Raw genomic sequence first — 12626 nt, 5'->3', positions numbered from 1 at the left:
GAAACAGGTCACGCCACCCACGCACGCGGCCCGGTAGCCGTGCTGGGCGAGCCCGGTGAAGGTGCCGGGGGCGGTGTCACGGGTCTGCTCCCGCCTCCACGCCCTCGCGGTCACCTCACCGCAACCGCCATGTGGGCCGCGGTCGACTCCCGCGGACTCGGCCGCGCACAGAACCGCATGGGGAAAGCCATCGCCCTCTCAGATGGACTGAAAATCGCCTATGCACCCGTTGTGTGCAGTTGGAGACTCTGGCCGTTCGATCCTGACGTTTTTTCAAGACTCGGGGGACAGCAATGACTTTCCTGCACGTTCGACGTACCCGGACCACCGCGCTGGCCGCGGTTGCGGCGGCAGTGGCCCTCGCGCCTCTCCTCATCGCGACCGACGCCGGCGCGTTGGGAAACAACCGTGCCGTGGGCCGCAGTTGCGGAACGAACTACGTCTCCAGCGGCCACAACGGAACCGCCACCGAAGGACACAGCTGGGCGCAGACCACAAAGCAGAGCGGTACATGCGCGGGCCGACTGAGTGCGGCCCTGGAGCGCAATGACGGTTACTGGTCCACGCGGGTCTATGGAACAAACCAGTCGGCCTACGCGACCGCGAGATTCAACAGTAGGGCCGCGTCCGGTCTGCACTGGGGCTGCGACAACTGCAACGTGACCCGGTCCTGATCCGTGCGCGCGACGGTGGTCGTCATCGGGCTGCTCCTGGTGACGGCGACAGGTTGTTCCCCGGCCACCGGTGAAGGTGGCCGGGGAATTCCCGCTGACGATCCCCTGCCCGGACAGGCGTGGGCACTGGGGGACGGCGAGGTCACCGCAACGGAGTACCGCACGGCGATGGACCGGTTCATCTCCTGCGTCCAGGACGCGGGCTATCCGGTGAGTGATCCGGTACGCAGCCCGGTGGACGGTGTGACCCTGCTGTACGACATCGAGCCCGGTGGCGAGCCAGAGGTCTACAACGAGGCCGTGCAGCGCTGCAATCTCTCTCATCTGTCGATGGTCGAACCGACCTTCGTCGAGGCCCAGCGGCAGGTGATGGACAAGAAGCTGCGCCCCGCGGTGGCGGACTGCCTGCGCCACCAGGGGGTCGCGCTGACCGGTCGGGAACGCAACGTCGCGGAATTCGCCGCAGCCGCCACGGACGAACCGATGGCCGTCGAGTGCGTGACAAAGGCATGGACCAAGGTCTATCCCGAACTGCCGGACCAAGTACCCATTCGTCTCTGATGCGTGTCGGCTCTCAGAGGAACACCCCGCACCGCGGCAGCACGTTCGCGTATGGCCGGCCCTCGCCGGTGCGGACGACGAGCCGGGCGGGGAGGGTGACGGACTCACCGGGCCGCCCCTCGATCCGGTCGACCAGCGCGCGCACGGCGGCCCGCCCGAGGTCGCCCGTGGGCTGGGCGATCGCGGTGACCGGCGGATCGGTGTGCACGAACCAGGGGATGTCGTCGAACGCGGCGAGCCCGATGTCCTCGGGAACCCGCAGCCCACGCGCGCGGACGGCGTCCAGCGCGCCGAGCGCCATCAGGTTGTCGGCGGCGAAGACGACCTCGGGCGGCTCGGGCAGGTCGAGGAAGCCCTCGGTGACCCGGCGGCCGCTGTCGGCCTGGAAGTCGCCCTGGCCGATGAAGGCGTCGGGAAGGGGGAGCCCGTACACGCCGAGCGCCTCGCGGAAGGCGCCGACGGCCTCCTCCCGCGAGGGGCCGGAACCGGTCACCGCCGGCCGGCGTCGTGATGCTCATGGAGCAGGGCGGGAGCACGATGGGCGAGGAACCGACGTGGGCGGAACTGCTGCTGATCTTCGTCCTCGGGGCGGCGATTCCCGCGATCGTCGGGGGAGCGGTGATCTTTCCCTGGTCGGACTGACGGTGTGGGCGACGGCACCGCTGCGGCGCCGCAGGCGGACCCGCTCCGAAGAGGGCTAGGCGGGTCCGCCGGTCACGGCGAGTGCCCGGCCGGCGTGCGAGTGCCGACTCACCGGTGCTCTACCCGGGGGGTGGGGTCTCCCGTACCCGAGCCTGGTGCCGACGGGCTTTGAGCCGGTTCCCGCAGGTCTTCATCGAGCACCACCGTGCGGTGTTGGCGCGACTGCGATCCAGAAGGAAGAGGCGGCATTCGGGGTTCTCGCACGGCCGCAGGCGGCCGGGCAGGCGTTCCTTGACGTCCGCCCACGCGAGCACGAGTTCCACGGCGAGCCTGCGCTCCGGCGGCACCTCCAGGTGCCACTCGACGCCCGACGCGCTGGGCTGCGGGACTTTGTGAACGCCTGCGAGGACTTGGCGCAGACGGGGCTCCGCCGGTGTGCCCGACTCCGCCGCCTGGAGCGCGTCCCGGGCGGTGCGCAGCCACCCGCGCTCCTCCTCGCCGCCGAGGCCCCCGTGCTCCCGCGCCCACCCGTCCATCTCCTGGTCGTCACGCCACAGGTCCTGGCGTCGGCCCTCCGTGACAGGGGTGCTGTTCAGTGCCTGCATCAGGGCTTGGTCGTCCAGCACGGCCCTCACCTTCCCGGCTAACTCCATCAAGTCGCTTGACAGGTTACTCCCAGGGCGGTCTACTGGACACCGAGCGATAACCATCAAAAGCCATTGAAGGGGTTAGCCATGGTTGAGATCCGCCACCAGTACGCGACGGTGCGGGGACATCGCGTCTTCTACCGCGAGGCGGGGCCCCGCGAGGCGCCCACGCTCGTGCTCCTGCACGGATTCCCCTCCAGCTCACGCATGTTCCGCCACCTCATTCCGGCGCTGGCCGACCGATTCCACGTCATCGCCCCCGACCACCTCGGCTTCGGCAACTCCGACGCCCCGCCCGTGGACGCGTTCACCTACACCTTCGACTCCCTGACCGACATCACCGAAGCCCTTCTGGCCCGGCTCGGCGTCACCCGCTACGCCGTGTACGTCCAGGACTACGGCGCACCCATCGGCTGGCGGCTGGCCCTGCGCACTCCGGACGCGATCACCGCGGTGATCACGCAGAACGGCAACGCCTACGAGGACGGCTTCGTACCGGACTTCTGGAAGCCCGTATGGGCGTACGGCGAGGACCCGGGCCCCCGGACCGAACCCGCCGTCCGCAGCGCCCTCTCGCTCGACGCCATCCGCTGGCAGTACCTGCACGGAGTGGACCGGCCCGAGCTGGTCGATCCCGACACCTGGGCCACCGACCACCGCGAGGTCAACCGGCCGGGCAACGACCTCGTGCAGCTCGCCCTGTTCCGCGACTACGCCGCCAATCCGCCCCTCTATCCCCAGGTACACGCCTACTTCCGGGAACGCCGGGTTCCTCTCCTCGCGGTCTGGGGCGCGGGCGACGAGATCTTCGGCCCGGACGGAGCACGCGCCTTCGCGAGGGACCTGCCGGACGCGGAGATCCACCTGGTTCCCGGAGGCGGACACTTCCTGCTCGAAAGCCACCTGGACACCGTGGCCGGGTACATGCGCGGGTTCCTGACCGTCATCGGATCACCGGCATGAAGTCCGTGAAGGGTTCCCGGAGCGGGTGAACGGGCTCCTCAAGACCGAGGCCCGGTCGGTGCACGCCGCTCCTTCACATTCGGAAGAGTCCTAGGCGGTTCCGGAGAGGGTGGCCAGCTCGCACCACACGTACTTGCCCCGGTTGCCCTCCCTGGCCGGCGGCTGCCAGCCCCACACATCGGCGCAGGCCCGCACCAGCGCGAGTCCCCGCCCCGACTCCCCTTCCTCTCCCCGCTCGAACGGCGCCGGCGGCTCGGGCGGTTCGGGGTCCGCGTCCCACGCCCCGATCCGCAGCGTCCCCGGGGGCGACCAGCGCACGCGCAGGGCGGCGGGCCCCTTGATGTGCCGCACGGCGTTGGACACCAACTCCGCGCTCGTCGCTTTTCGAACGCTCTTTCATAGGGTGGAGGGCGCGTCGCTCTCTCCCGAGCGGTCGCACGACTTCATTCACAGGCTGGCGAAGGAGTTGTGAGGCGCTTCATGGACACCTCAGGCAACTGGCGGAATTCGTCCTATTCCGGTCCGGGCGACGGCGACTCGTGCGTGGAGATCGCGCACAGTCCCACCCGCATAGCCATACGCGACTCGAAGATCCCCACCCGAGCCACCCTCACCTTCCCCACCACCGCCTTCGCCCCCTTCCTCGAAGTCCTCAAGGAGTCAGCGAGGGGGTTGTGACGCGTACGCGGCTGTTTCCGAGGCGGGGCTCAGGAGGGCGTCGGCAGCGTCTGCGGACGTGCCTCGTGTCCGGCGAGGTAGAGCCTCAGGCGTGTGAGGTCCTCGGCCTCGACGAACACCTGCTGCCCCCAGTACGTGGTGAGGCGGTGGGCGACATCGACCAGCCGGCGGCGGTCTTCCGGCGTGTACGCCGGGAAACGCGCAGAGCCGTGGTCGGCGATCTCGTTCCCGAGTTCACTGAAGAGCACGGCCCGGAAGCGCTGCTCCTCCTCGTCGGTCAGCGGTGCGGCAGCGGCCTCGGTGGGACGCAACCGGACGTTGTGGAGGTCTCGCATCACGCGCGGCTCGCCATCTGCTCGAGTGGGTTCGCGAGAGCCTACCGACTCCGACCTTTTGGGCAGGGCGCGCCCTGTCACACCCCACCGGTACCGTCGGACCATGTCCAACCAGTCCGCAGCGGCCCCCGGTGAACGGCGACTCGCCACCCTCGAAGGTGTCCTGGAACGCATCACGTACTCCAACGAGGAGAACGGCTACACGGTCGCCCGCGTCGACACCGGCAGAGGTGCCGCCGACCTGCTCACGGTCGTCGGGGCGCTGCTCGGGGCGCAGGTGGGCGAGTCGCTGCGGATGGAGGGGCGCTGGGGGTCGCACCCGCAGTACGGGAAGCAGTTCCACGTCGAGAACTACACGACGCTGCTCCCGGCCACCGTCCAGGGCATCCGCCGCTATCTCGGTTCCGGGCTGGTCAAGGGCATCGGGCCGGTCTTCGCCGACCGCATCACGCAGCACTTCGGCCTGGACACCCTGACCGTCATCGAGGAGGAGCCCAAGCGGCTCATCGAGGTCCCCGGCCTCGGGCCCAAGCGGACGAAGAAGATCGCCGACGCCTGGGAGGAGCAGAAGGCGATCAAGGAGGTCATGCTCTTCCTCCAGACGGTGGAGGTGTCCACCTCCATCGCTGTGCGGATCTACAAGAAGTACGGGGACGCCTCGATCTCCGTCGTGAAGAACCAGCCCTACCGGCTGGCGTCCGACGTCTGGGGCATCGGCTTCCTCACCGCCGACAAGATCGCCCAGTCCGTCGGCATCCCGCACGACAGTCCGGACAGGGTCAAGGCCGGTCTGCAGTACGCGCTGTCACAGGCCACCGACCAGGGCCACTGCTATCTCCCCGAGGAGAAGCTGATCGCCGACGCGGTGAAGCTGCTCCAGGTGGACACCGGGCTCGTCATCGAGTGCCTCGCCGAGCTGGCCGCCGAGCCGGAGGAGGGCGAGGACCCCGGAGTCGTACGGGAGAAGGTCCCCGACCCGCAGGGCGGTGACCCCGTCACCGCCGTCTACCTGGTGCCCTTCCACCGCGCCGAACTGGCCCTCTCCGCGCAGCTGCTGCGCCTCCTGCGCACCGGTGAGGACCGGATGCCCGGCTTCCGGGACGTCGCCTGGGACAAGGCGCTGGCCTGGCTGAAGGGGCGTACGGGCGCCGATCTCGCCCCCGAGCAGGAGGCCGCCGTCAAACTGGCGCTCACCGAGAAGGTCGCCGTCCTCACCGGCGGCCCCGGCTGCGGCAAGTCCTTCACCGTGCGCTCGATCGTGGAGCTGGCCCGCGCGAAGAAGGCCAAGGTGGTGCTCGCCGCTCCGACCGGGCGCGCCGCCAAACGGCTCGCGGAGCTGACCGGCACCGAGGCCTCCACCGTCCACCGCCTGCTGGAACTCAAACCCGGCGGCGACGCCGCCTACGACCGGGACCGGCCGCTGGACGCCGACCTGGTGGTGGTCGACGAGGCGTCCATGCTCGACCTGCTGCTGGCCAACAAGCTGGTCAAGGCGGTGGCCCCGGGCGCCCACCTCCTCTTCGTCGGCGACGTCGACCAGCTCCCCAGCGTCGGCGCGGGCGAAGTGCTCCGGGACCTGCTGGCCGACGGCAGTCCCGTCCCCGCCGTCCGCCTCACCCGCGTCTTCCGCCAGGCCCAGCAGTCGGGCGTGGTGACCAACGCGCACCGGATCAACGCCGGACAGCACCCGCTCACCGACGGCGTGAAGGACTTCTTCCTCTTCGTCGAGGACGACACGGAGGAGGCGGGCCGGCTCACCGTGGATGTCGCCGCGCGCCGCATCCCGGCGAAGTTCGGACTCGACCCGCGCCGGGACGTGCAGGTCCTGGCACCCATGCACCGGGGCCCGGCCGGCGCCGGCACGCTGAACGGTCTGCTCCAGCAGGCCGTCACCCCCGGCCGCCCCGATCTGCCCGAGAAGCGGTTCGGCGGCCGGGTCTTCCGCGTCGGCGACAAGGTCACCCAAATCCGTAACAATTACGAGAAGGGTGCGAACGGGGTCTTCAACGGCACCGTCGGCGTGGTCACCTCGCTCGACCCGGTCGATCAGCGGCTGACGGTGCTGACGGACGAGGACGAGGAGGTGCCGTACGAGTTCGACGAACTGGACGAGCTGGCCCACGCCTACGCGGTGACCATCCACCGTTCCCAGGGCAGCGAGTACCCGGCCGTCGTCATCCCGGTGACCACGGGCGCTTGGATGATGCTGCAGCGGAACCTGCTCTACACGGCGGTCACCCGGGCCAAGCGGCTGGTCGTCCTCGTCGGCTCCCGCAGGGCGATCGGACAGGCGGTCCGCACGGTCTCGGCCGGCCGGCGCTGTACGGCGCTCGACTTCCGGCTCGCGGGCGCCTGAACCATCGTTGTTGCTGCCTTTCGTCCCCCTCCCGAAAGAAAAATGATCGATCAAATGAGTCGGGAACGTCACAGAGGCCTTCCGGAAGGGGAACACAAGAGGCAGGATGAGCAAGTTGGCGGCACTCAGTGCCGCGAATAGGCCCGATGGTCGACCCCGAGTGCACTCTCCTGAGCCAAGTGGGGGATGGTAGAGACAGTCAGGGCACCTCGAAGGTGAGGCACTACGTCGGTGAGGGATGACGTGAGCGACAACTCTGTAGTACTGCGGTACGGCGACGGCGAGTACACCTACCCGGTGATCGGCAGTACGGTCGGTGACAAGGGCTTCGACATCGGGAAGCTCCGTTCCCAGACCGGCCTGGTGACGCTGGACAGCGGTTACGGCAACACCGCCGCATACAAATCCGCGATCACGTACCTGGACGGCGAGGGAGGCATCCTCCGTTACCGCGGGTACCCCATCGAGCAGCTGGCCGAGCGCTCCTCCTTCCTGGAGGTCGCCTACCTGCTGATCCACGGTGAGCTGCCGACCGTCGACGAGCTCGGCGCGTTCCGGGGCGAGATCACGCAGCACACCCTGCTGCACGAGGACGTCAAGAACTTCTACACGGGCTTCCCGCGCGACGCCCATCCGATGGCGATGCTGTCGTCGGTCGTCTCGGCGCTGTCGACGTTCTACCAGGACAGCCACAACCCGTTCGACGAGAAGCAGCGCCACCTCTCCACGATCCGGCTGCTCGCCAAGCTTCCGACGATCGCGGCCTACGCGTACAAGAAGTCGATCGGTCACCCGTTCGTCTTCCCGCGCAACGACCTCGGCTACGTCGAGAACTTCCTGCGCATGACCTTCTCCGTCCCGGCCCAGGACTACGAGCTCGACCCGGTCGTCGTCTCGGCCCTGGACAAGCTGCTCATCCTGCACGCGGACCACGAGCAGAACTGTTCGACCTCCACGGTGCGCCTGGTCGGCTCCTCGCAGGCGAACATGTTCGCCTCGATCTCCGCCGGCATCTCCGCCCTGTGGGGCCCGCTGCACGGTGGCGCCAACCAGTCGGTGCTGGAGATGCTCGAGGGCATCCAGGCCGACGGCGGCGACGTCGACTCCTTCATCCGCAAGGTGAAGAACAAGGAGGACGGCGTCCGCCTGATGGGCTTCGGCCACCGGGTCTACAAGAACTTCGACCCGCGCGCCAAGATCATCAAGGCCGCCGCGCACGACGTGCTGTCCGCCCTCGGCAAGTCCGACGAGCTGCTGGACATCGCGCTCAAGCTGGAGGAGCACGCGCTCTCCGACGACTACTTCGTCTCGCGCAGCCTCTACCCGAACGTGGACTTCTACACCGGTCTGATCTACCGGGCCATGGGCTTCCCGACCGAGATGTTCACGGTCCTGTTCGCCCTCGGCCGGCTGCCGGGCTGGATTGCCCAGTGGCACGAGATGATCAAGGAGCCGGGCTCCCGCATCGGCCGCCCCCGCCAGATCTACACGGGCGTGGTGGAGCGCGACTTCATCCCGGTCGAGGAGCGCTGACCGAACGCGGCACGCGACGCGACCACCGAACGGCACGCCCCTCGGGGCGTGCCGTTCGTCGTGCAAGCGGTGGCACCCGACGACGGGTGGCCGTCTCGTCGTCGGTCCCTGTCGGTCCCTGTCGGTCTCGTACGGCAAGCTCACCAACGGCTCCCGGAGGCGAACCGGGCCTCAAGAAATACAGAAGGCGCCCTGCGTCGGTCCCCCCACGGGCCGACGTCAGGGCGCCTTCCCATGTCCCGGTGCGGATTCCCCCCACGGGATCCGGCCGGGCGTCTGTGAAGATCAGCGCCTGAATCGCTGTCTCTGAGCACGATGAGCGGAACTCATCGCGCCCGTGCGGTCTGCCGGGACGCGCACGGTCGAGAGGGCCGCTCAAAGCTCTCCGATGTACGTGCCCCGGCAACGCAGCTCCGGGAAAGTCCCCCAAGACATCCCCAGATGTCAGGTCGCGCCCCCCAAGACGCTTCCTGACATCGCCAACTTAGACCTTCGAACCCCTTCGATGGTTACGTTCACATCACTGTGACCTGCGTCTCTTGCATGTGTCCGTTAGGTGCGCAACGGTCCTGAATTACCGACGCGCCCCAAGGGTAAGGAAGATGCGCGAGCCTTGTGAAGAGCTTATGTGAAATGTCGTACCGGACTCCAGGGGTTGAGGTCAGTTGAGACCTCAATGAAACGAGCGCAACCGCAGGCTGTTGGTGACGACGAAGACCGAGGAGAAGGCCATGGCGGCCCCCGCGATCATCGGGTTGAGCAGCCCGGCCGCGGCCAGCGGCAGCGCGGCGACGTTGTAGCCGAAGGCCCAGACGAGGTTGCCCTTGATGGTGGCGAGGGTGCGGCGGGACAGCCGGATGGCGTCCGCCGCCACCCGCAGATCACCGCGTACGAGGGTCAGGTCGCCGGCCTCGATCGCTGCGTCGGTGCCGGTGCCCATGGCCAGGCCCAGATCGGCGGTGGCGAGGGCGGCGGCGTCGTTGACGCCGTCGCCGACCATGGCGACGGACCGCCCCTCGCCCTGCAGTTGCCGGACGACGGCGGCCTTGTCCTCGGGCAGAACCTCGGCGATCACCCGGTCGATGCCGACGGCCCGGCCCACCGCCTCGGCCACGGTGCGGTGGTCGCCGGTGAGCAGGACGGGGGTGAGTCCGAGGGCGCGCAGGTCCCGGACGGCCTCCGCGCTGGTCTCCTTGACCGCGTCCGCGACGGCGAGGACCCCGCGTGCGGTTCCGTCCCAGCCGACCACGACGGCCGTGAGCCCGCCCTTCTCGGCCTCCTCCCGGGCCCGCTCCAGCTCCGGCGGCAGCCAGGAGACCGCTCCGAAGACAGCTCCGGAGCCTGCCTCCGGGCCCCCTGCGGCGGCCGGCCCGTGGCCCAGCCGCCCCACGACCACCTCATGGCCGTCCACGCGCCCGCGTACGCCCCGCCCCGGGACGTTCTCGAAGCTCTCGGCCGAAGGCAGTGTCCCCGCCCGTTCCTCGGCGCCGGCGGCGATCGCGCGGGCGATCGGGTGCTCTGAGGCGTGTTCCAGGGCGCCGGCGAGCCGCAGCAGCTGCTTCTCGTCGGTGCCGTCGGCGGTGTGGACCTGCTGGAGGGTCATCCGGCCGGTGGTGACCGTGCCGGTCTTGTCGAGGACGACGGTGTCGACGCGGCGGGTGGACTCCAGGACCTCGGGGCCCTTGATGAGGATGCCGAGCTGCGCGCCGCGCCCGGTGCCCACCATGAGCGCGGTCGGGGTGGCGAGGCCGAGGGCGCACGGGCAGGCGATGATCAGCACCGCGACGGCCGCGGTGAAGGCGGCGACGGTGTCGCCGGTGGTGCCGAGCCACCCGCCGAAGGTGCCGGCGGCGATGAACAGCACCACGGGAACGAAGACCCCGGAGATCCGGTCCGCCAGCCGCTGCACCTCGGCCTTGCCGTTCTGCGCGTCCTCCACGGCCCGTGCCATCCGCGCGAGCCGGGTGTCGGCGCCGACGCGGGTGGCCTCGACGACGAGCCGGCCGCCCGCGTTGACCGTGGCACCGGTGACGGTGTCGCCGACGGTGACGTCCACCGGCACCGATTCGCCGGTCAGCATCGACGCGTCCACGGCGGAGGAGCCCTCGACCACGGTCCCGTCGGTGGCGATCTTCTCCCCGGGACGTACGACGAACCGGTCACCGGCCGCCAGTTGCTCCGCCGGGACGCGTACCTCGCGCACCCGGCCGCCGCCCTCGTCACGGAGCACGGCGACGTCCTTGGCGCCCAGTTCCATCAGGGCTCGCAGGGCGGCGCCCGCGCGGCGCTTGGAGCGGGCCTCGAGGTAGCGGCCGAGGAGGATGAAGACGGTGACGCCGGCGGCGACCTCCAGGTAGATCATGGAGGCGCCGTCGGCGCGGGAGGCGACGGTCAGCTCGAAGGGGTGCCGCATGCCGGGCATGCCCGCGTCGCCGAGGAACAGCGCCCACAGGGACCAGCCGAACGCGGCGAGCGTGCCGACGGAGACCAGGGTGTCCATGGTGGCCGCGCCGTGCCGCAGGTTGGTCCAGGCGGCCCGGTGGAAGGGCAGCGCACCCCAGACGACGACGGGGGCGGCGAGGGTGAGCGAGAGCCACTGCCAGTTGTCGAACTGCAGCGGCGGGATCATCGCGAGCAGCACGACGGGAAGGGCGAGCACGGCGGAGACCGTCAGCCGGTCGCGCAGGGCGGTGAGCCCGGGGTCCGCCGGCGCGGTGTCCGTCCCGCCGGTCCCGTTCGGCCTGTCCGGTGCGGACTCCCGTGCGGAGGCCGGTGAGGGCGGGGGCGCGGGTTCCTCGGCGGTGTAGCCGGTCTTCACCACGGTGGCGATGAGATCGGCGACCCCGGTGCCGGCGGGGTAGGCGATCCGGGCCTTCTCCGTCGCGTAGTTCACCGTGGCGCTCACGCCGTCCATGCGGTTGAGCTTCTTCTCGACGCGGGCCGCGCAGGAGGCGCAGGTCATCCCGCCGATGAGCAGCTCGACCTCGGAGGCGGGCGGGGCCTCCGAGGTCGTGGGGGTTGTCGGGGTCTTTGGACCCGCAGGGTCGGCGGGTATCGGTGCTCCGGCGGCGGTGGTGCTGGTCATGTCCGTACTCCAGGCAGGTCCGGGACTCCGGAGGGGTCGAGGTGTCCCCGGTGGGCTCGGGCGTGTCGTCCTGGCGTGTCGTCCTGGCGTCGGGCCGAGCCGTGGTGGCGTCAGGCGGGGCCGATGAGCTCGAAACCGGCCTCGTCGACGGCAGCGCGGACGGCCTCCTCCTCGAGCGGGGCCGCGGAGACGACAGTGACCTCGCCGGTGGCGGCGACGGCCTTCACCGAGTCGACCCCGGGGATCTCGGAGATCTCGCCGGAGACGGCGCCTTCGCAGTGGCCGCAGCTCATGCCGCTCACCTTGTAGACGGTGGTGACGGAGCCCTGGGTGTCGGTCTGGGCGGTCATGTCATTGCTCCTCGTCGAGGCGGATGGGGTCGAGGAGGTCCACGGGGCCGGGGCCTCCACTTCCAGACTATACCCCTAGGGGGTATGAATCCATGAGCAGCGGGTCGAGATAGCGAAAGAGGACATTTTTCAGTTCCTGGACATAAGCCTCGCGCTCGGCGCCCTCGTGGGCGAGGATCAGCTCCAGGCCGCCCTTGTAGATGCCCACGCACATCCGGGACGTACGGGCGATCTCCTCGGTGCGGGCGTCGGGCAGGAACGGGGTGAGCAGCGCCTCGACCCGGCCGATCAGGGCGGCGTGCAGGGCGTCGTGCTCCTGCGCCATGGCGCCGGGGACGTCGGGGCCGTGCATCAGGGCGAAGAAGACCGGGTGGCGGCAGTTGAAGTCGACGAAGCGGTCGACGGTCGCCGCGATGACCTCCTCCAGTGGGGTCTCGGGGGCGATCGGCCGCAGGGCCTTCCCGTACGTCTCCCGCATCTCGTGCATCAGCCGGTCGCTCAGCTCGACCGCGATCGCTTCCTTGTTCGGGAAGAACTGGTACAGCGTGCCGGGGGAGACGCCCGCCTCGCGGGCGATGGCATTGGTGCTGGCCGCCGTGTACCCGGTGGTGCAGAAGACGGAGGCGGCCGCCTCGAGCAACTGGGCGATGCGCCGCTCGCCGCGCGCCTGTCTGCGGCGGGGCCGCTCGTCGGCCGTCTGCTCCATGTCGGTCCTCCTGGTCCTGTCGGGCACGTGGTCCCCGTTTCTGTGCTGCTTCTCCGGTGCGGCCCCGCGTGCCGTCCGGTGTGCGGCTCCGTGCGC

Annotated in this window: 11 protein-coding genes and 2 pseudogenes; 6 read left to right on the top strand and 7 right to left on the bottom strand. The window is 69.8% G+C overall.

Translation table 11 applies throughout. From position 1 onward, the window contains the following. The first annotated feature begins 677 nt into the window (after window positions 1-677). Complete coding sequence (locus ACFPZI_RS29265; protein WP_381369190.1) at window positions 678-1235, top strand: hypothetical protein; 558 nt, start codon at window positions 678-680, stop codon at window positions 1233-1235. A 13-nt stretch (window positions 1236-1248) separates the two neighbouring features. Here ACFPZI_RS29265 and ACFPZI_RS29260 read toward each other — a convergent pair. Then, a pseudogene (locus ACFPZI_RS29260) lies at window positions 1249-1701 on the bottom strand (substrate-binding domain-containing protein); the annotation flags it as partial. Window positions 1702-1751: 50 nt separating this feature from the next. Between ACFPZI_RS29260 and ACFPZI_RS29255 the strand changes: the two are divergent. Next, window positions 1752-1877 (top strand): hypothetical protein, encoded by a 126-nt coding sequence (locus ACFPZI_RS29255; RefSeq protein WP_381369187.1) that lies wholly within the window; start codon window positions 1752-1754, stop codon window positions 1875-1877. Window positions 1878-1996: 119 nt separating this feature from the next. On the opposite strand, the gene ACFPZI_RS29250 is transcribed toward ACFPZI_RS29255, so the two are convergent. Continuing rightward, complete coding sequence (locus ACFPZI_RS29250; RefSeq protein WP_381369184.1) at window positions 1997-2503, bottom strand: CGNR zinc finger domain-containing protein; 507 nt, start codon at window positions 2501-2503, stop codon at window positions 1997-1999. A 108-nt stretch (window positions 2504-2611) separates the two neighbouring features. Between ACFPZI_RS29250 and ACFPZI_RS29245 the strand changes: the two genes are divergently transcribed. Further along, window positions 2612-3487 (top strand): alpha/beta fold hydrolase, encoded by an 876-nt coding sequence (locus tag ACFPZI_RS29245; protein WP_381369181.1) that lies wholly within the window; start codon window positions 2612-2614, stop codon window positions 3485-3487. Between the two features lie 90 nt (window positions 3488-3577). On the opposite strand, the pseudogene ACFPZI_RS29240 reads toward ACFPZI_RS29245, so the two are convergent. Continuing rightward, a pseudogene (locus ACFPZI_RS29240) lies at window positions 3578-3862 on the bottom strand (ATP-binding protein); the annotation flags it as partial. A gap of 105 nt (window positions 3863-3967) precedes the next feature. On the opposite strand from ACFPZI_RS29240, the gene ACFPZI_RS29235 reads away from it, so the two are divergent. Then, complete coding sequence (locus ACFPZI_RS29235) at window positions 3968-4165, top strand: DUF397 domain-containing protein (RefSeq protein ID WP_381369178.1); 198 nt, start codon at window positions 3968-3970, stop codon at window positions 4163-4165. A 29-nt stretch (window positions 4166-4194) separates the two neighbouring features. Here ACFPZI_RS29235 and ACFPZI_RS29230 read toward each other — a convergent pair whose 3' ends face one another. Then, a complete protein-coding gene (locus tag ACFPZI_RS29230) occupies window positions 4195-4500 on the bottom strand; it encodes a hypothetical protein (protein WP_381369493.1) in 306 nt (101 codons plus the stop codon). Between the two features lie 103 nt (window positions 4501-4603). Between ACFPZI_RS29230 and recD2 the strand changes: the two genes are divergently transcribed. Both recD2 and ACFPZI_RS29220 read left to right on the top strand, forming a co-directional pair. Then, complete coding sequence (gene recD2, locus ACFPZI_RS29225; protein WP_381369175.1) at window positions 4604-6856, top strand: SF1B family DNA helicase RecD2; 2253 nt, start codon at window positions 4604-4606, stop codon at window positions 6854-6856. A 243-nt stretch (window positions 6857-7099) separates the two neighbouring features. Beyond that, window positions 7100-8389 carry a citrate synthase gene (locus ACFPZI_RS29220; protein ID WP_381369172.1) on the top strand — a complete coding sequence of 430 codons (1290 nt, stop codon included), beginning with the start codon at window positions 7100-7102 and terminating at the stop codon, window positions 8387-8389. Between the two features lie 673 nt (window positions 8390-9062). On the opposite strand, the gene ACFPZI_RS29215 is transcribed toward ACFPZI_RS29220, so the two are convergent. From ACFPZI_RS29215 to ACFPZI_RS29205, 3 genes are all read right to left on the bottom strand, one after another. Beyond that, window positions 9063-11474, bottom strand: a complete 2412-nt coding sequence (locus ACFPZI_RS29215; RefSeq protein ID WP_381369169.1) for a heavy metal translocating P-type ATPase — start codon at window positions 11472-11474, stop codon at window positions 9063-9065. A gap of 110 nt (window positions 11475-11584) precedes the next feature. Further along, complete coding sequence (locus ACFPZI_RS29210; protein ID WP_381369166.1) at window positions 11585-11824, bottom strand: heavy-metal-associated domain-containing protein; 240 nt, start codon at window positions 11822-11824, stop codon at window positions 11585-11587. Window positions 11825-11891: 67 nt separating this feature from the next. Beyond that, the gene (locus ACFPZI_RS29205; protein ID WP_381369164.1) at window positions 11892-12530 is read right to left on the bottom strand and encodes a TetR/AcrR family transcriptional regulator; all 639 of its coding nucleotides are present in this window, start codon (window positions 12528-12530) and stop codon (window positions 11892-11894) included. Between the last annotated feature and the right edge of the window lie 96 nt (window positions 12531-12626).

It is taken from the genome of Streptomyces chlorus, assembly GCF_042655885.1.
Taxonomy (GTDB): domain Bacteria; phylum Actinomycetota; class Actinomycetes; order Streptomycetales; family Streptomycetaceae; genus Streptomyces; species Streptomyces chlorus.
The sequence above is the reverse complement of the archived record's forward strand: the minus strand, read 5'-3'. Positions and strand labels throughout refer to the sequence as shown.